General features: G+C 66.0%; 17 protein-coding genes. 8 read left to right on the top strand and 9 right to left on the bottom strand.

Features of this window, described 5'->3' with window-relative positions; genetic code table 11:
* Positions 1-9: 9 nt before the first annotated feature.
* The 3 genes from ACT4ML_RS10095 to ACT4ML_RS10085 all read right to left on the bottom strand — a co-directional run bounded on the left by ACT4ML_RS10095 (position 10) and on the right by ACT4ML_RS10085 (position 1,585).
* The gene (locus ACT4ML_RS10095) at positions 10-882 is read right to left on the bottom strand and encodes a hypothetical protein (RefSeq protein ID WP_444720749.1); all 873 of its coding nucleotides are present in this window, start codon (positions 880-882) and stop codon (positions 10-12) included.
* Between the two features lie 191 nt (positions 883-1,073).
* Positions 1,074-1,268 carry a cold-shock protein gene (locus ACT4ML_RS10090; protein ID WP_005554588.1) on the bottom strand — a complete coding sequence of 65 codons (195 nt, stop codon included), beginning with the start codon at positions 1,266-1,268 and terminating at the stop codon, positions 1,074-1,076.
* A 98-nt stretch (positions 1,269-1,366) separates the two neighbouring features.
* On the bottom strand, positions 1,367-1,585 hold the full coding sequence (locus tag ACT4ML_RS10085) for a hypothetical protein (protein WP_444720748.1): 219 nt from the start codon (positions 1,583-1,585) through the stop codon (positions 1,367-1,369).
* Between the two features lie 84 nt (positions 1,586-1,669).
* On the opposite strand from ACT4ML_RS10085, the gene ACT4ML_RS10080 reads away from it, so the two are divergent.
* The 3 genes from ACT4ML_RS10080 to ACT4ML_RS10070 all read left to right on the top strand — a co-directional run bounded on the left by ACT4ML_RS10080 (position 1,670) and on the right by ACT4ML_RS10070 (position 6,352).
* Positions 1,670-2,134 carry an Lrp/AsnC family transcriptional regulator gene (locus tag ACT4ML_RS10080; protein WP_006432260.1) on the top strand — a complete coding sequence of 155 codons (465 nt, stop codon included), beginning with the start codon at positions 1,670-1,672 and terminating at the stop codon, positions 2,132-2,134.
* Positions 2,135-2,412: 278 nt separating this feature from the next.
* On the top strand, positions 2,413-3,909 hold the full coding sequence (locus tag ACT4ML_RS10075) for a proton-conducting transporter transmembrane domain-containing protein (protein ID WP_444720747.1): 1,497 nt from the start codon (positions 2,413-2,415) through the stop codon (positions 3,907-3,909).
* Positions 3,899-6,352, top strand: coding sequence for a DUF2309 domain-containing protein (locus ACT4ML_RS10070; RefSeq protein ID WP_444720746.1), 2,454 nt, complete (start codon positions 3,899-3,901; stop codon positions 6,350-6,352). The genes ACT4ML_RS10075 and ACT4ML_RS10070 overlap by 11 nt, the downstream gene beginning before the upstream one ends.
* An 11-nt stretch (positions 6,353-6,363) precedes the next feature.
* On the opposite strand, the gene ACT4ML_RS10065 is transcribed toward ACT4ML_RS10070, so the two are convergent.
* Positions 6,364-7,086, bottom strand: coding sequence for a carbonic anhydrase (locus tag ACT4ML_RS10065; RefSeq protein WP_444720745.1), 723 nt, complete (start codon positions 7,084-7,086; stop codon positions 6,364-6,366).
* A gap of 134 nt (positions 7,087-7,220) precedes the next feature.
* Here ACT4ML_RS10065 and ACT4ML_RS10060 point away from each other — a divergent pair, with 134 nt between their 5' ends.
* On the top strand, positions 7,221-8,237 hold the full coding sequence (locus ACT4ML_RS10060; RefSeq protein WP_444720744.1) for an NADP-dependent oxidoreductase: 1,017 nt from the start codon (positions 7,221-7,223) through the stop codon (positions 8,235-8,237).
* 46 nt (positions 8,238-8,283) lie between these two features.
* Here the strand turns inward: ACT4ML_RS10060 and ACT4ML_RS10055 are convergent, their stop codons facing one another.
* The 3 genes from ACT4ML_RS10055 to ACT4ML_RS10045 form a co-directional block, all read right to left on the bottom strand.
* Positions 8,284-9,087 carry an ABC transporter permease gene (locus ACT4ML_RS10055; RefSeq protein ID WP_444720743.1) on the bottom strand — a complete coding sequence of 268 codons (804 nt, stop codon included), beginning with the start codon at positions 9,085-9,087 and terminating at the stop codon, positions 8,284-8,286.
* Complete coding sequence (locus tag ACT4ML_RS10050; RefSeq protein WP_444720742.1) at positions 9,087-10,097, bottom strand: ATP-binding cassette domain-containing protein; 1,011 nt, start codon at positions 10,095-10,097, stop codon at positions 9,087-9,089. The genes ACT4ML_RS10055 and ACT4ML_RS10050 overlap by 1 nt, the downstream gene beginning before the upstream one ends.
* Positions 10,098-10,194: 97 nt before the next feature.
* A complete protein-coding gene (locus ACT4ML_RS10045) occupies positions 10,195-11,373 on the bottom strand; it encodes a CBS domain-containing protein (protein WP_444720741.1) in 1,179 nt (392 codons plus the stop codon).
* A 196-nt stretch (positions 11,374-11,569) separates the two neighbouring features.
* Between ACT4ML_RS10045 and ACT4ML_RS10040 the strand changes: the two genes are divergently transcribed.
* From ACT4ML_RS10040 to ACT4ML_RS10030, 3 genes are all read left to right on the top strand, one after another.
* Complete coding sequence (locus ACT4ML_RS10040; RefSeq protein ID WP_444720740.1) at positions 11,570-11,800, top strand: MarR family transcriptional regulator; 231 nt, start codon at positions 11,570-11,572, stop codon at positions 11,798-11,800.
* Positions 11,801-11,903: 103 nt separating this feature from the next.
* On the top strand, positions 11,904-12,434 hold the full coding sequence (locus tag ACT4ML_RS10035; RefSeq protein WP_444720739.1) for a 50S ribosomal protein L16: 531 nt from the start codon (positions 11,904-11,906) through the stop codon (positions 12,432-12,434).
* A gap of 355 nt (positions 12,435-12,789) precedes the next feature.
* A complete protein-coding gene (locus ACT4ML_RS10030) occupies positions 12,790-13,662 on the top strand; it encodes an ATP-grasp domain-containing protein (protein ID WP_444720738.1) in 873 nt (290 codons plus the stop codon).
* A 29-nt stretch (positions 13,663-13,691) separates the two neighbouring features.
* Here the strand turns inward: ACT4ML_RS10030 and ACT4ML_RS10025 are convergent, their stop codons facing one another.
* Both ACT4ML_RS10025 and ACT4ML_RS10020 read right to left on the bottom strand, forming a co-directional pair.
* Positions 13,692-14,093 (bottom strand): Hsp20/alpha crystallin family protein, encoded by a 402-nt coding sequence (locus ACT4ML_RS10025; protein WP_138246482.1) that lies wholly within the window; start codon positions 14,091-14,093, stop codon positions 13,692-13,694.
* A 200-nt stretch (positions 14,094-14,293) separates the two neighbouring features.
* A complete protein-coding gene (locus tag ACT4ML_RS10020; RefSeq protein ID WP_444720737.1) occupies positions 14,294-15,307 on the bottom strand; it encodes a type II glyceraldehyde-3-phosphate dehydrogenase in 1,014 nt (337 codons plus the stop codon).
* A gap of 237 nt (positions 15,308-15,544) precedes the next feature.
* Between ACT4ML_RS10020 and ACT4ML_RS10015 the strand changes: the two genes are divergently transcribed.
* Complete coding sequence (locus ACT4ML_RS10015) at positions 15,545-16,501, top strand: aminopeptidase (RefSeq protein ID WP_444720736.1); 957 nt, start codon at positions 15,545-15,547, stop codon at positions 16,499-16,501.
* The last annotated feature ends 44 nt before the right edge of the window (positions 16,502-16,545 follow it).

Here is a 16,545-nt window from a genome sequence, read left to right as displayed (position 1 = left end):
GCAGTCGAGTCAGGGCCTTCGAACGGCCAGCGCAAGGAACACGACTCCGAAACAGCCCGCAAGCAGAGCGACGTACAAGAGGATCACGAGCGCGTCGCCGCCCCGCTCGAGGCCGAGGGACGTAGCACCGACCGCACCGGCGAGCGCGCCGACGCCGAAGACGACGAGGACGACGCGTTCGACCCGGCTCTGCTGGTCCGTCGACTCCGTTTCACGCGTGGCGGCATCGAATGGCGGTTTCGCGTTCTCGTATGCGTCACGGGGCATCACGACGGACGGCGGTGCCGTCACGCCCCTCGTCTTGGTGGCGTATGACGGTCGGAGAACGACGGTTTCGACGGCCGAGATACGGAAGGCGCGAACGGCCGCGAGCTCCTCGAGCGTGAACGACTGGCCGTTTACGCGGACCGTTCCCGTCTCCGGATCGATCTGCCCGCGGGACGTGAGCAGCCATGTCACGGTTCCCGTCCCGACCGGAATCACCACGAATCCCGCCAGCAGCACCTTCGGGACCGTCGCGATCACCCCGATGATCGCGACAGCGCCGACGAGGACGCTCGTCGCCAGCCGGGACAGGCTCAGCCGATCGTACCCTGCACGCACCAGCCAGTTGCGAACCGCGGATCGCGTCGTTCGGTCCTCGAGCAGCGGGAGGAGATAGAGCAGCGAGAACGGGCCGCCGATCAGCAGGAGCAGGGCGAACACTGCGACCCCTTCGTAAGCCCCGCTCGCGACGGAGAGGACGACACCCATGATGACGAAGCCGGCGACCAGGACCGCCAGTCCGCCGAAAAACCCTACCTGTACGTACCGGCAGAGACGGCCGGCCGTCGACGCCGACGCGCTGCGTGACCACGTGACCGCGCTGGGGCGATCCACCACGTGGCGCCCTTCGTGTCATCAGGATATAAACTCCCGCTTGGGAACTACTGTTATTTCAAAATCATCCTGTGGTGCTACCGGCGATGCGGTCGTATTGGGTGGGTAACCGATCACCGTCAGTAGCGACGGCGCTGTCGCTCAGGGGTAGTAAAATACTGCAGTCAAGTGCCGATACCGTTACGAATTCCGCTTTACAGGCGCTCGACGTTCGTCGCGCGCGGGCCCTTGGGGGCCTGCTCGATGTCGAACTCGAGCTCCTGTCCTTCTTCCAGGTCCGGGCCGCCGATGTCTTCCATGTGGAAGAACACGTCGTCGTCCGCGTCCTCAGTCTCGATGAATCCGTAGCCGCCAGTGTCGTTGAAGAAATCAACGGTTCCTTTCGCCATTGCTTCTAAAGAGAAGCGCCGAAAAGTCATAAACCCTCCGAATCGGGTTCTCCCCTGCTACTGGCCCGCTCGAGCCGGTATCTGTGGGCAATGCGGTCTCAAATACTGTCGCCGTCCTCCAGTCGCTGGATCGAGATCGCGATGAAGTAGACGAGCATGAACAGGAAGAACCCGCCCGAGAGCCCGACGAGTTCGACGGTTCCGACGCCCCCGGGGTTGAACACGGCGAAGGCCGCCATTCCGACGACGAACACCGCGATGATGAAGACACCGACGGCGTAGTAGAAGGCGATATCCGACTCGAGGCGTTCTCGCATGTGTCTCCCTTTCGGCTCCCGGTATAAGTATTCGAAGCCTTGGGAGCCGAAGTATCTTATAGCTGCCACGGCCAACGGGAGCGTATGGCGGACTACGACCTCGACGCGGTCGACCGGGAGATCCTCTATGCGCTCCAAGAGGAGGCGCGAAACCTCTCCTCGAGCGAGATCGCCGACCGGACCGACGCCTCCTCGAGTACGGTCCGCAAGCGCATTCAGCGACTGGAGTCGGAAGGGGTCATCAAGGGGTACAGCGCGAACATCGATTACACGAAGTCCGGCTATCCGATCCGGATGCTGCTTTTCTGTACGGCGCCGATTCCCGAACGCGGGGAGTACATCGACGACCTGCTCGAGATCTCGGGGGTCGTCTCGGTGCAGGAACTGATCACGGGCGAACAGAACCTCCTCGTGACGGTCGTCGTCGAAAACGACAGGGACGTCACCCCGATCGCACAGCAGCTCGCGGACATGGGACTGACGATCACGGACGAAGTACTCGTTCGCAGCCACCAATCGACCTCGTTCGACGAGTTTTCCTCCCGCTGATATCGTGGGCGACAGTCTCCCGGCACCGCGTCGCTGACGGTACGAGACGCCGCTCGTTTTCCTGTTCGTTGGGTACAGCCGCTCTATGCACCATCCACAGATATGTAATGGTATAACATGACGTTCGAATTTGGCGATATTCGAACGAATTGTTCGAACCAAAGGCTATAATAACCGCTCTGTTCATATGTGGGGTATAGACGACCAGTTGGGCAATTGTTGCCGCGAACGACACGTCACGACGGGAGACGGTGACGGGCTGGTCGCCGCTACGACACATGACCGAGGACACAGCAACGATCGACGACGACATCGCACCGCGCCCCGAACCGACGCCGCCGAGTTCGGCCGTCCCTCGAGCGTCGACCTGGACGGTCTGGACGCTCTTCGTCGCCAGTCTCGGCGTCCTCGCGCTGGCGATCCGGGGCGGAGCCGGCTGGGAGGTCTCGACGCTCCTGCGGATCGACGGGCTGACCGCGGTCATGTGGGTCGTAGTCACGTTCTTCAGCGGGATCGTCCACAGCTACTCGCGGCGCTACATGGCCGGCGACAGCGACCTCGAGCGGTTCTTCGGTCGCGTCTTCGGCTTTACCCTCGCCGTCATGACGATGACCGCGGCGAACCACGTCGCGCTGTTCGTGGTCGCGTGGCTGGCGATGGGCCTGCTGATGGCCGGGCTCATCGGTCACGTTCGCGACTGGCCGCAGGCCCGGGCCGCCGGCCGCATCGCCCGCCGCTACTTCCTCGCCAGCACCGCGTTACTCGCCGGCTCCGTGGCGCTGCTCGTCTGGGCGACCGGTGCGACCACGCTCACCGGCCTGCTTGAAGGTCTCGAGGGCGTCTCGCCGACGGTCGGGCTCGTCGCCGCCGCGGGGATCGTCCTCGCGGCGATCATCCAGTCTGCGCTCTTGCCGTTCCACGGCTGGCTGCTGTCGTCGATGACCGCGCCGACGCCGGCCTCCGCCCTGATGCACGCCGGGTTCGTCAACGCGGGCGGGATCCTGCTGACGCGGTTCGCGCCGCTGATCGGGGACCAACTGGTGATCATGTCGGCGATCGTCCTCGTCGGCGCGGTCAGCGCCCTGCTCGGACAGGCGATGATCCTCGTCCAGACGGACGTCAAACGCAAGCTCGGCAGTTCGACGATCGCCCAGATGGGCTTTATGATACTGCAGTGCGGGCTCGGCTTCTTCGCCGCCGCGATCGCCCACCTCATCCTGCACGGCTTCTACAAGGCGTACCTCTTCCTCTCGTCGGGAGCGGGCGTCGAGCGCGCGGCCCCGAAGGACGCGGGCCACACTGAACTGGGCTTCTCGGGGATTGCCGTCAGCCTCGTGACGGCCGTCGGCGGCGGCGTCCTGTTCGGCGTCCTCACCGGGAAGGCGACGAGTCTGACGCTGAACAGCGGCACCATCCTGACGCTTGTCGTGGTCCTGACGACGCTGACCGCGGCCCGAGACATCCTCCAGCGGTCGACCCTGCCGACGGCGGTCCGGTTCGTCAGCGTCCCGCTGATCGTCCTGACCGCGATCGGCGGCTACGCCGTCGCGTTCAACGCCGTCTCGTCGATGCTCTCGGGCGTCCCGATGACCCACGTTTCGACCGAGATGACCCCCGTCCACTACCTCGTCGTCGCCCTCTTTATCGGCGCGTATCTCGCGGCGGAACTGGGATGGCTCCGCTCGAGCGAACGCCTCTACGTCGCCTTGCTGAACGTCTCGCAACCCGACCCGTCGACCGTTCTCACCAGTACGGAGGAATACAATGACGCGTAAGGAATCCGACGACGCCCGTCGCATCGAGGAACACATCGACAGCGCGGCCGAACGCATCGGCTCGGTCTGGCCGCTGCACTCGTTCGTCACGGCAAACCCCCTTTCGGGGTTCGAGGACGAGTCGTTCCACCGGGCCGTCGCCGAGGCCGAGGACCTGTTCGGCGGGCGGGGGTATCCCCACCCGTCGGTCTTCCGCCGCGCGTGGGAGTCGGGCCGGATCGATGCCGACACGCTCCGGGTCGAACTCGAGGCGCACGGGATCGACCGCGATCCCGAGACGCTCCTCGAGGCGATGGCCGAGGCCGAGTCGGAACGCACCGCCGCCGAGCCCGACGACGCGACCGAAGCCGTCGATCGGGTCCTCTCGAAGTGGCTCGCGGCCTTCCTCGACGAGGGACAGGCCAAGTGGCCGATGCCCAACCGCGAGGACGGGTTCTATCGGGCGTGGCGCACGGTGGCTCCCCACGACGCTGACATCCCGGGCTGTGACGACGCCGACGACCTCCCGGCGACGGCGCTCGAGGCCCTCGAGTCGGCACTCGGCGACTACCCCGAGGAGCGCTGGGACGAGATCCTCGAAGCGCACCTCGCCGCCCTCCCGGGCTGGAGCGGGTTCATCAAGCAGCGGACCGACGACGACGTCGATCCGTGGCAGGAGGCGTACCCGATCACGCTGGCTCAGTACCTCGCGGTGCGGCTCACGCTCGCAGACCTGCTTGACGCGCCGATCGACCTCGCCGAGGTCTCCGAGACCGCCCAATCGGATGCGGACGGCGACGACGTTCCCCTGCCCGAGATCTGGCTGACCGCGTGGGAGAAGAGTTATCGCGAGCGGCTCCTCGACGGGATCGACGACTCGGTGACCGAGCCCGGCGACGCTGCCGCCGACCGGCCGGCCGCCCAACTCGTGTTCTGTATCGACACGCGCTCGGAGGTGATCCGCCGCCACATCGAGGCCCAAGGCCCCTACGAGACCCACGGCTACGCGGGTTTTTTCGGCGTCCCGATGCGCCACCGGGGCCACGAGGCCGCGGCCGACACCGACGCCTGTCCGCCGATCGTCGACCCCGAACACCGGATCGTCGATCGGCCCGACGACGCCGAGGCGGCCGCCGATCGCGACCGCTGGACCGGGCTCGCCACGGCGGTCCGCAAACACTTCAAAACGCTCAAATCGAACCTCGTCGCCGCCTTTACCTTCGTCGAGGGGGCCGGCAGCGCCTACGGCTCGGCGATGACCGCGCGGACGCTGTCGCCGTCGTCGATCGCGACACTCGAGTCCGCCCTCGAGGACCGCGTCCCGAGCGTCCCCGAGGTCGCCGCACCCGCCGTCGACTACGACGCGTACGACGACCACGATCACGCCGACCACGACCTCCCGCAGGGGATGAGCCACGAGGCGAAGGTCGAGTACGCACAGACCGCCTTCGAACTCATGGGCTGGACGGAGTTCGCTCGACTGGTCGTCTTCGCGGGCCACGCAAGCGAGACGACGAACAACCCCTTCGACTCGAGTCTGGACTGCGGGGCCTGCGCCGGCAACCCCGGCGGCCCCAACGCCCGCGTGCTCGCGGCGATCTGTAACGACGAGGACGTGCAGGCCGAACTGCGCGAGCGCGGGATCGACATCCCCGAGGACACCGTCTTCCTCGCGGGCGAACACAACACGACGACCGACCAGATCTCCCTCTTCGACGATTCGGTGCCCGAGAGCCACCGCGCGGACCTCGAGTCCCTGCGCGAGGACCTCGACCGCGCCCGTGCCGGGGCCGCGGCCGAGCGCACCGCATCGGTCGAGAGCGAGGCGGCCGTCGACGAGGTCGAGCGCAAGGCGGCCGACTGGGCCGAAACCCGCCCCGAGTGGGGGCTGGCCGGCAACGCCTCCTTCGTCATCGGACCGCGCGAACTGACCGCCGACCGGAACCTCGACGGCCGCGCGTTCCTCCACTCCTACGACTGGACGACCGACCCCGACGGCGACGCCCTCGAGGCGATCTTCACGGGCCCGCTCGTGGTCACCCAGTGGATCAACAACCAGTACTACTTCGCGACGGTCGACAACGCCGCCTACGGGAGCGGCTCGAAGGTCACCCAGAACCCGGTCGGCAACGTCGGCGTCGTCCAGGGCAACGGCGGCGACCTCCTGACCGGCCTCCCGCTGCAGTCGCTCAAGCGCGACGACGAGCGCCCCTTCCACCAGCCGCTGCGGCTGACCGCGGTGATCCACGCGCCGGTCGAGCGCGTGACCGAGATCCTCCGCGAGCACGAGGACGTCCGTACGCTGCTCGACAAGGGCTGGATCGGCGATCTGACCGTCGTCGATCCCGAGCAGGACAACGAGGCGTTCCACTACGCGGGCGAGCTCGAGTGGGCGAGCGAGACGGCGGACGCGACGGTCCCGGAACCGACGACGCCGGTCGCGGAGTCGGCGGCCGACGACTGACCGGTCGACGGTCAGTCGGTCGAGACCTCGCCGCCGTACAGCAGGCTCTTCACCGTCGATTCGTAGCCGTCCGGCACCAGCTCGATGAGCGCGTCGGGGTCGGTTTCCCCGTCGACGCTGACGAGGTAGGTCCGGCCGGGGCGGTCGCCGTAGACGCCCTGAAAGTCGTAGACGAAGCCGTAGACTGAAGCAGTGTCTGGGATCTCGTCGGCCTCGCACAGCGAGCGGGCCTGATAGCCGACGTTGTATTCGACGAGTTGGTTGACGACGGTATCGGCGTTGGCGTCGCGGTCGATCAGGCTGCTCTCGAGGGCCTCCTCGACGACGGGGACGAGCATATCGACCCACTTGTCGACGCCCTGCGGCCCCGGTGGCTCCGCGCCGGCCGCGACGTGGTAGGCCGCGGTGACGGCCCCACAGCCGGTGTGGCCCACGACGGCCACGGCGTCGGTGCCGGTGTGGTGGATCGGATAGAGGACGCCGCCGTCGATGATCCGCTCGCCGTCGTCTTCGTCCCAGACCTGATTGCCGATGTTGCTCGGCGTAAAGATCGCACCCGGCCGATCGATCCCCCACATCCCCTCGTGGGAGACCCGCGAGTCGGAACAACAGACCGCGACCGCGGTCGGGTGCTGGCCGGTCTGGACGTCCGCGAAGTACTCATCGGGCAGGGACTCGACGTGGCGCCGGTTCCCGGCGAGGAGCCGCTCGAGAGTACTGCGATCGGTTCCCATACTCGACCTACACGAACGGTGAAGAAAAAGGTTCGAGCCCGCCGGTCCTCTAGGGGAAGACGGCTGTCGACCGCGCCGGCGTCCCGAGGTTCCGCGAGGCAAATCTTCACCCGTGGGCGGGTTCATGTACGCGTATGGCAGAAACCAGACAGTGGCGACTCGCCAGCCGCCCCGTCGGCGAACCGACCACGGAGAACTTCGAACTCGTGACTGTCGACCGGCCCGAGCCGGACGACGGCGAGGTCCTCGTCAAGACGCTGTACCAGTCAGTCGACCCGTACATGCGCGGGCGAATGCGTGATGCGGAGTCGTACGCCGAGCCGTGGGACGTCGGCGATCCGATGCAGGCCGGCGTCGTCGGGGAAGTCCTCGAGTCCGAAGCCGACGCGTTCGCGGCAGGCGATGTCGTCACCGGCGACCTCTATTGGGCGGAACACGCGGTCGCCGACGCGGACGAACTCCAGCGAGTGAACCCCGAACTCGGGCCGATCTCGACGGCCCTCGGCGTCCTCGGCATGCCCGGCGTGACGGCGTTCTGGGGACTGCTCGATGTCGGCGACCCGAACCCCGGCGACACCGTCGTCGTCTCCGCCGCCGCGGGCGCGGTCGGCTCCGTCGTCGGCCAGCTCGCCCGGATCAACGGCGCTCGGGTGGTCGGCACCGCCGGTAGCGACGAGAAGACCGAGTGGCTCACCGAGGAACTCGGCTTCGACGCCGCGATCAACTACAAGGAGACCGACGACCTCGGCAGTGCGATGGCCGAGGCCTGTCCCGACGGGATCGATGTCTACTTCGACAACGTCGGCGGCCCGATCACCGACGCCGTCTGGCCCCGGCTGAACGTCCACTCGAGGGTCGCGGTCTGTGGCCAGATCGCGCTGTACAACGAGACCGAGGTGCCGACCGGTCCCCGAAAGCTCGCCAAACTCATCGAAACCCGCGCGAAAGTCGAGGGCCTCCTCGTCGGCGACTATCAGGATCGCTGGGGCGAGGCGCTTCAGCGCCTCTCGAAGTTCGTGCAGGAAGACGAGATCCGCTACCGCGAGAACGTCGTCGAGGGCTTCGAGAACGCGCCCGACGCGTTCCTCGGGCTGTTCGAAGGCGAGAACATCGGCAAGCAACTGGTCAAGGTCGCCGAGCGCGGCGACTGACCGCTCGGTCTCGAGTTCGAGGGTCGCCGACCGCTCCGACCGTTCCTCAATCGGTCAGCCCGTAGCCCGTTTTGAACAGGTAGACGTCGATTCCCAGAACGAGGAGCGTACACGCCGTGAGCACCGCGAGCGAGGCGAGCGGCGCGAAGTCCGTGTAGGGTTCGGGGAGGACGCCGACCGAGATCAGGTCCGAGTAGCCCAGCAGGCCGAACCGGACGCTGTCGACCATATAGACCATCGGATTGAGCAGGGAGAGGTTCACCTGCCACGCCTGCTCGAACGTCCCGAGCGAGTAGAAGACCGCGCCGAAGAACACCAGCGGGCGGAGGATGAACTGGTTCATCACGGTCAGATCGTCGAAGTCTCGAGCGACGAGCCCGCCGATGATCCCGAACCCGGCAAACAGCGACGTGATGACGACCATGGTGGCGACGAGATAGAGGCCGTGCTTGATGCTGATCGGCACGAACAGCCGGCCGACGACGGCGATGATGACGCCGACGATGAGTCCTCGGACCGCGCTGGCACCGACGTAGGCGACGACCATCTCGACGTAGGACAGCGGCGAGGTCAAGGTCTCGTGGATATATTCGTTCCACCTGCCGTGGAAGATCGAGAACGAGGCGTTCTCGAAGGCGTTGGAAATCGCGCCGAGCACGACGAGACCGGGCACGATGAAGAGGATGTAATCGAAGCCCGCGATCTGGTCGATCCGGCCGCCGAGGATCAGCCCGAAGACGGCGAAGTAGAGCACGTTCGTGATCGCCGGCGGCATGAACGTGTTCTTGGGCCGGCGGACGAACCGCAGTATCTCCCGCCGGAAGAGCGCGCGAAAGCCGACCGACAGCATCAGGCGACACCCTCCTGTTCGCGCTCGGTTTCGCGTCCGTCGGTCGCGGTCTCGCCGTCGTCCGAACTCTCCGCTGACGACCGCGTTACCGTCCGATCCTCGCTGCGGGTGAGATCGACGAAGATCTCCTCGAGCGACGTGCGCGTGATCTCGAGGTCGGCGATCTCGTGGCCCATCGCCTCGAGGTCGTTGAGCAACCGCGGCGCGGTCGAGCCGCCGTCGTCGACGCGGACCTCGAGCCGCTCCCCGGACACCGTCGTTTCGTGTGCGTAGGCGCCGAGATCGGGCGCGCTGGCGGGAGCCGACTCGAGGCGGACGGCGATGGTGTCGGTGCCGCGTCCCTTCAGTTCGTCCGGGGTCGCGACGGTCACCTTCCGGCCCTCGTTCATGATCGCCACGCGGTCACAGAGTCGTTCTGCCTCCTCGATGTAGTGCGTCGTGAGGAGAATCGTCGTCCCCTCCTCGTTGAGTTCGGTGACGAGTTCCCAGAGGTCGTGGCGCAGTTGGACGTCGACGCCGGCGGTCGGCTCGTCCAAGATGAGCAGATCCGGCTCGGTGACGAGGGCTCGAGCGAGCAGGAGCCGGCGTTTCATCCCGCCGGAGAGCCAGTCGAAGCGCTCGTCGCGCTTGTCGTAGATCCCGACCCGCTTGAGCACCTCGTCGGCTCGTTCGGCGGCTTCGCTCTCGGGCACGCCGTGATAGCCGGCCTTGTGCTTCAACACTTCCCGAATAGAGAAGAACCGGTCGACGTTGAACTCCTGGGGTGCGAGGCCGATCGCGTCGCGGGCCTGCTGGTAGTCCTCCTCGACGTCGTAGCCGAAGACCCGCGCGTCGCCGCCGGTCTTGCGGACCAGGCCGACCAGCGTGTTGATAAAGGTCGTCTTCCCTGCGCCGTTGGGTCCGAGCAGGCCGAAGAATTCGCCCTCCTCGACGGTCAGCGACAGCTCTTGGAGGGCGCGCAAATCACCGTACTCCTTCACGAGGTCGACGGTCTCGATGGCCGGTGGCATCGCCGAATCGTCGGCCCCGGCCGCGGTTAAGAATGTTGGTCTCGGCACTCGAGTCGGCCGTTACTGCCGGTATCGATTCTCACACTACCTCGGGGACTCAGTCCGCGGTTCGCGGTCGGCCCGACGGCGCGATCGCACCGCTTTGCTGGACGATGTCGAAGGCGGTCATCACGTCGGTCCGCGAGATCAGTCCGACGAGATCGTCGTCGTCGACGACGAGTAGCCGACCGATATTGTGCTCTCGCATCCGCTCGATCGCGGTCATGGCGTCCGAATCGGGCGAGATCGTCCGCAGATCCCTCGTCATCACGTCGTCGACGGTGTAGGCGTCGCGCTCGACCGGATCGATCTCGCGGGCGTCGCTCAGCGTCACGAGCCCGACGAGCCGCTCGCCCTCGAACGCGTTGGTGTCGATGACCGGATAGCCGGTGTGGCGCTCCGTGAACATCCGCTGGATCAACGTCGCGACCGTCGTGTCGGGCTCGACGGTGTGGAGCTCGCTCGCCGGCGTCATGATGTCGCCGACGGTGACGTCCTGAAAGGCCGCCTTCATCGTCACCTGCTGGGCCTCGCTCGAGGCGGCGATGTAGACGAAGAAGGCGACGCCGATCAGAAGCGGGTTGAACGTGACGAACAGCCCGAACAGCCCCATGCCGACCGCGAAGAGCTTGCCGACGCTCGCGGCCTGTTGGGTCGCCCGCGCGTACGGTTGGTTACGGGCCAGCAGCGCTCGCAGCACTCGCCCGCCGTCCATCGGGAAAGCGGGTACCATGTTGAAGATAGCGAGGGCGACGTTCAACACGGCGAGATAGCCGAGGACGAACCGCACGCCGCTGAGACTCTCGGGAGTGACGACGAAGAGCAGGTACGATCCGACGCCGACCAGTACGCTGACGATGGGACCGGCGACGGCGATGTTGAGTTCCTGTCGCCAGTCTTCGGGCATCTCCGAGAAGGCGGCGATCCCGCCGAACAGCCAGAGCGTGATCGATTCGATCGGAAACCCGTACCGCTGGGCGGTCAGCGAGTGGCCGAGTTCGTGGAGCACGACGCCGACGAACAGGCCGACCGCGGCGGCCAACCCGAGTAGCCACGGCATCGCGCCGCCGGTGATCGCGCCGACGTCGATTCCGGCCATCAACCCCTCGTTCAGTATCGTCGCGACGCCCTCGATCTGGACCCCGATGAGATACGCGAACAGCGGGAGCACCAGCAGGAACGTCAGGTCCAGTTTGATCGGGATCCCGAACAGGGACCCGATCCGAAAACTCCTCATGGGAACCCGTTTCGGCGGCGGAACCTTAAACACGCCGCCGAGATGCGAGTTCGACCGCGAATTCGCGTGCCCGAATCGCGTCCTCCGTCGCTCGCGTTCACTCTCATGCGGCATATATACACAATAATATCTACTAGCGTCTATATACCCACTCTCCCATAGGCTTATACACGAGTTCGTGGTCGCCGTTCGTACGATGTTGCGAGACGCGCAGACGACCGATCGACTCGACCAGCTGCCGACCGAACTCGACTCCGCCCAGAGCAAACTCGTCTATCTCTCCCTCGAGGCGACCGGCGGAGCGACGACCGCGGACCTGAGCCGGCTGCTGAACATGCAGAAACTCACGATTCTGAGCGTGCTCTCCTCGCTCGAGAGCGAGGGGCTGATCGAGCAGTCCGACGCCGAATACGTCCCCGCGAACTGAGTTCCGGTTACGGTCAGTCACCGACTGTCGGCGGAACGGACTCGACGCGGCGCTTCGAAGCCTTTATCCGCTCGGTGGGCTTCCGTTTTCGTAAGTAACCACCATGTCCGACAAACCTGCCTCCATGTACCGGGAGATCAGTAAGCCGGCCTACACGCGCCGCGAATACATTACTGGCATCCCCGGATCGAAGATCGCACAGCACAAGATGGGCGACGCTCAGGCGAACGCCGAGGACTACCCCGTCCAGATCAGCCTGATCACCGAGGAAGAGGTCCAGATCCGCCACGGGAGCCTCGAGGCCTCGCGCCTTTCGGCGAACCGTCACATGCTGAAAAACGCCGGCGAGAACAACTACAAGATGGTCCTGCGCAAGTTCCCCCACCACGTCATCCGGGAGAACAAGCAGGCGACGGGTGCGGGTGCGGACCGTGTGTCCGACGGGATGCGACAGGCCTTCGGGAAGATCGTCGGCACCGCCGCTCGCATCGACGCCGGCGAGCGCATCTTCACCATCTGGTGTGACGTCGACGACGCCGAGTTCGCCAAGGACGCGCTTCGGCGCTCCTACAACAAGATCTCGCCGCCGTGTCGCGTCGTCGTCGAGCGCGGCGAAGAAGAGCTGATCGCATAACGAAATTTTACGCTGCGGCCTATCGCGGTCGCAAACCGCTGCGACCGCGATGTCCCTCGGTAAAATTTCGATCAAAAGCACTCCTCCTTCCGTTCACTCGTCCTTCCAGTCCTCGCTCACATCAGTCGTCGGCCCGCTCGCTCAGCCGTCGGCTTCGCTCGCGGTCTATAGTCGGATAAACGCCTGCCCTCCCCCGTTGAGCGGAAGCTTTGCTTCCGCGATGCTCGGAAGAGCAAGCTCTTCCGTAGGGTCGCGGGCACCTCGCAGCGCTCGGTGCCCGCTCCCGGCCGTTCCGTCTCGATTTCGGATTGCTGTCTCGAGCACCTTTTTGCTCGTCTCCTCCCGAGTACCGGATATGATCGATCTCGCGGTTGCGAACGACAAGGAGACGTTCGAGCGGATGGGGGAGCCGCTGGCCGAGCGGGGGATACGGGTTCATCACGTGCCCGTGCGCGAGCGCACGGTCGCGCTCGACGACCCGCCGTGGGAGCCCGACGCGTACGATGTCGGCTTCGTCTACCCCGGCCGGCTCATGGAGGGTGGGGTCGCCGACGCCTTGCTCGAGGTGCCGTGGCTCAACGATCACGAGACGGTGCTGACCTCGCGGAACAAAGCCGAGGTGCTGGCGCGGCTCGGGCGGGCCGAGCTGCCGGTCCCGAAATCGGTCTATGTCTCTAACGATGTCGGAGCGGACGAGTTGGCCGATGTCTTCGAGCGGTTCGAGCCGCCGGTCGTGGTCAAGCCCAACTCGACGACGCGGGGGGTCGGCGTCGCGAAGGCCCACGACCTCGATTCCTTCCTCGGCATCTGTGACTACCTTTCGCTGGTCCACGACTACAAGGCGACGGGCGACCAGTCGTTTCTCGTCCAGGAGTACCTCCCGAACGCCACCGACTATCGCGTGATGATACTCGAGGGGGAGTACGTCGGCGCGGTCGAGCGCCGGCTACCCGACACGGCGGTCAGCGAGGGCCAGTGGAAACACAACGTCCACCGCGGCGCGGAGGCGACGGGCGTCGAGTTGCCCGATGAGTACCGCGAGTTGGCCGAGCGGGTTGGGGCGGCGCTCGAGATCCCGTTCCTCGGCGTCGACCTGCTCGAGACGGGCGACCGGCTGGTGATAAACGAGACGAACGCACGGCCGACGATCGACGAGGAGACGAAGTACGAACCGGACTTCTACGACCGGCTGGCGGCCGCGATACGCACCGCTGCGGGGGACCGGTAGTCGGAAAACCGACGACCGCGACGGCCCGACTACTCGAGGCTGATGTCCGAGGACTGTTCGGCGCGATCGAAGACGACTTCGAGGACGCCGTTGTTGTAGGTCGCGGATGCGGTGTGTTCGTTGACGCGGGTCGGCAGCGAGACGCGCTCGTCGTACTGGCGGTGTTCGCTTTCGGCGGAGATAGTCAGCGTCTTGCCGTCGCACTCGAGTTCGATGTTGTCCTTCTCGACGCCGGGGAGGTCCGCGACGACGCGGACCTCCTCGTCGGTCTCGTGGATGTCGACGTGGGTGTCCATCCCGAAGCCGTTGTCGACGCTGCTCGAGGAGTCGAAATTGACGTTGCCGTCCGCGCCGCTCATCATCTCGTTCATCATTCGTTCGATTTCGCGGAACAGATCGTCGAAGGGTTCGTCGCGGTCGTCTCGGCGCATGGGGGTGTCTAGGGTATCGCGTGGCAAAAACTTTCTGTCGCTGCTATACGATTCGAGAACCGGCATCCCGTCTGCGGTTCTCGAAACGGGCCGTTTGTCCGGCGCTCGGCTCGAGCGGCGTGAGAACGGAACCGGGACGATTTCGCGAAACCGGACGGAATCAACCGCACGAAACGAGACTGCGAAGCGCGCGAGACCCTCTACAGCCCGATTCCGAGGGACTCGTTGGTCGTTTCGATGCTCTCCTCGGCGTCGGCGGCACCGGTCACGGCGCGGATGGCGTCGACGTTCTCCGGAACCACGTCGCTCTCTTGGTGGATGCCCTGGAACAGGTAGAAGTCCCGTCCTTCGGTCGAGACGGACTCCTCCCAGATGCAGTTCTCCCAGATGTCGCCCCGCGGCCGACCCGCGTCGAGGGCGTACTCCTTGAGCTTCCCGCTGCCGTCGATGTCCATCCGCTCGGGGATCAGGAACAGCCGCGACTCGTCGGCGAACAGATCGCGGACCTCGGCGGCGTCGACCTCCTCCTCGAGCGTGACGTTGAGACTGTGCATGTGCATCAGCGTCGCGGGCACCTTCATCCCGAGCGTGTCGATGTCCAGATCGGGGAAGATGGTCTCGACGTCCGGCCCGTGGTGGGAGGGAATCGTCACCGGGTTCGGGAGGATGTCGTTGATCGGCCCGCGAGAGGTCTGGCCGGGGTCGCCGCCGCGCCGGACGAGCGTCGCGCGGACCTTCTCGACGCCGTATTCCTCGCGCAGCGGCGCGATGACTCGGGAGAGGCCGGTCGTGTTACAGGAGACGACGCGGACGTGGTCGGCGTCGACGGCGTTCTCGAAGTTCGAGCGCGCGTTGAAGCTCACGTCGACGAGGTCGGCGTCCTCGCCGCCCTGATAGAGCGCGGGCGTGTCGTGCTCCTCGTAGAGGTCCTTGTTCTCGGCCCCGATGCCCGAGGGCGTGGCGTCGACGACGACATCGGCGTCGGCGACGAGGTCGTCGACCGGCCCAGCGATATCGAGACCGGCTTCGGCGAACAGCTCCTCGCGTTCCTCGACGGCCGCGTAGAGCGAGAATCCCTTGTCGATGGCCGTCTCGGCCTCGAAGTTCGGGCGCGTCTTCGCGACGCCCAGCACCTCCATGTCGGGCTGTTGCCGGACGGCGTCCGCGACGCGCTTGCCGATCGTGCCGTAGCCGTTGATGGCGACCTGTTGCATGTACCGGGAGTGACTCACCGAGCGGGATAATCGTTTCGAGGCCTCTCAGCGGATATTCACTCGAATCGGAGTTCTCACTCGGTCTCGAGCCCGATCTCGACATTTAGTCGCACGGATCTCGAGCCGGCGACTCGAGCCGCCGCTCCCGTCGCTGGCACCCTCACGGAGAAACCGGCAGAGCGACCGGGATCGCGACCGAAGGTAAGACATATCGGCCCGCTCGCCGCACACGAACGTATGACAGCACTTCGAGCCGCGGCCGAGACGGCGGTCCGCCAATGTCTGAATCTCGAGGGGGAGGAGTCGTGTGCGGTCGTTACGGACGACGAGCGCGAACCGATCGGGGAGGCGATCTACGAGGTTGCGAGCGAGATCACCGACGACGCCGTGATCGTCCGCTATCCGCCGGGCGAGACCCACGGCAGCGAGCCACCGGAACCCGTCGCGGCCGCGATGGCCGCGGCTGACGTGGTCCTCGCGCCGACGACCAAGAGCCTGAGTCACACTCGCGCCCGGACCGAGGCAAACGAGGCCGGTGCGCGGGTCGCGACGCTCCCGGGGATCACCGAGGACGTCTTCACGACCGGGCTGGCAGCCGACTACGAGTCGATCGCGGCCCACTGCGAGGCGGTCCGCGAGCAGGTCGCCGGGGCGGACGAGATTCGGGTGACGACCGACGCCGGAACCGACATCACGTTCGGCGTCGCGGACCGCGAGTGGCTCTCCGATACCGGCATCGTCCACGAACCCGGCGAGATGTCGAACCTCCCCGCGGGGGAGGTCTTCATCAGCCCCGAGACCGCCGACGGCACCTTCGTCATCGATGGCACAATGCGGCCCCACGGGCTGCTCGAGGACGGTCACCGGCTCACCTTCGAGGTCGAGGACGGCCTCGTCACGCACATCTCGGACGACGAGATCCGTGAAACGGTCGAGAACGCGGCCGCAGACGTCGGCGACGCCGCGTACAACCTCGCGGAACTCGGCATCGGTACGAACGTCGCCGTCACTGAACTCGTCGGCTCGGTCCTGTTAGACGAGAAAGCGGGGGGTACCGTCCACATCGCCATCGGCGATAACGCGGGAATCGGTGGCGAGACGGAGGCGCCGATCCACCTCGACGGCATCCTGCGCGAGCCGACAGTGTACGCCGACGGCGACCCCATCGAACTGCCGACGCCGAACTCCGACTAATCGGAACGCGCTCTCTCAGCGTCTCTCGAGTGAATTCGGTCTCG

Source organism: Natrinema sp. LN54, assembly GCF_052439245.1.
GTDB lineage: Archaea > Halobacteriota > Halobacteria > Halobacteriales > Natrialbaceae > Natrinema > Natrinema versiforme_A.
This window is presented reverse-complemented; position numbering and strand designations above follow the sequence as displayed.

Excerpts from the sequence above, each read along its gene's own strand:
- ACT4ML_RS10090 (WP_005554588.1), bottom strand. The coding sequence starts at position 1,268 with ATGGCGAAAGGAACCGTTGATTTCTTCAACGACACTGGCGGCTACGGA.
- ACT4ML_RS10085 (WP_444720748.1), bottom strand. The coding sequence starts at position 1,585 with ATGCGAGAACGCCTCGAGTCGGATATCGCCTTCTACTACGCCGTCGGT.
- ACT4ML_RS10080 (WP_006432260.1), top strand. The coding sequence starts at position 1,670 with ATGGCGGACTACGACCTCGACGCGGTCGACCGGGAGATCCTCTATGCG.
- ACT4ML_RS10075 (WP_444720747.1), top strand. The coding sequence starts at position 2,413 with ATGACCGAGGACACAGCAACGATCGACGACGACATCGCACCGCGCCCC.
- ACT4ML_RS10070 (WP_444720746.1), top strand. The coding sequence starts at position 3,899 with ATGACGCGTAAGGAATCCGACGACGCCCGTCGCATCGAGGAACACATC.
- ACT4ML_RS10065 (WP_444720745.1), bottom strand. The coding sequence starts at position 7,086 with ATGGGAACCGATCGCAGTACTCTCGAGCGGCTCCTCGCCGGGAACCGG.
- ACT4ML_RS10060 (WP_444720744.1), top strand. The coding sequence starts at position 7,221 with ATGGCAGAAACCAGACAGTGGCGACTCGCCAGCCGCCCCGTCGGCGAA.
- ACT4ML_RS10055 (WP_444720743.1), bottom strand. The coding sequence starts at position 9,087 with ATGCTGTCGGTCGGCTTTCGCGCGCTCTTCCGGCGGGAGATACTGCGG.
- ACT4ML_RS10050 (WP_444720742.1), bottom strand. The coding sequence starts at position 10,097 with ATGCCACCGGCCATCGAGACCGTCGACCTCGTGAAGGAGTACGGTGAT.
- ACT4ML_RS10045 (WP_444720741.1), bottom strand. The coding sequence starts at position 11,373 with ATGAGGAGTTTTCGGATCGGGTCCCTGTTCGGGATCCCGATCAAACTG.
- ACT4ML_RS10040 (WP_444720740.1), top strand. The coding sequence starts at position 11,570 with ATGTTGCGAGACGCGCAGACGACCGATCGACTCGACCAGCTGCCGACC.
- ACT4ML_RS10035 (WP_444720739.1), top strand. The coding sequence starts at position 11,904 with ATGTCCGACAAACCTGCCTCCATGTACCGGGAGATCAGTAAGCCGGCC.
- ACT4ML_RS10030 (WP_444720738.1), top strand. The coding sequence starts at position 12,790 with ATGATCGATCTCGCGGTTGCGAACGACAAGGAGACGTTCGAGCGGATG.
- ACT4ML_RS10025 (WP_138246482.1), bottom strand. The coding sequence starts at position 14,093 with ATGCGCCGAGACGACCGCGACGAACCCTTCGACGATCTGTTCCGCGAA.
- ACT4ML_RS10020 (WP_444720737.1), bottom strand. The coding sequence starts at position 15,307 with ATGCAACAGGTCGCCATCAACGGCTACGGCACGATCGGCAAGCGCGTC.
- ACT4ML_RS10015 (WP_444720736.1), top strand. The coding sequence starts at position 15,545 with ATGACAGCACTTCGAGCCGCGGCCGAGACGGCGGTCCGCCAATGTCTG.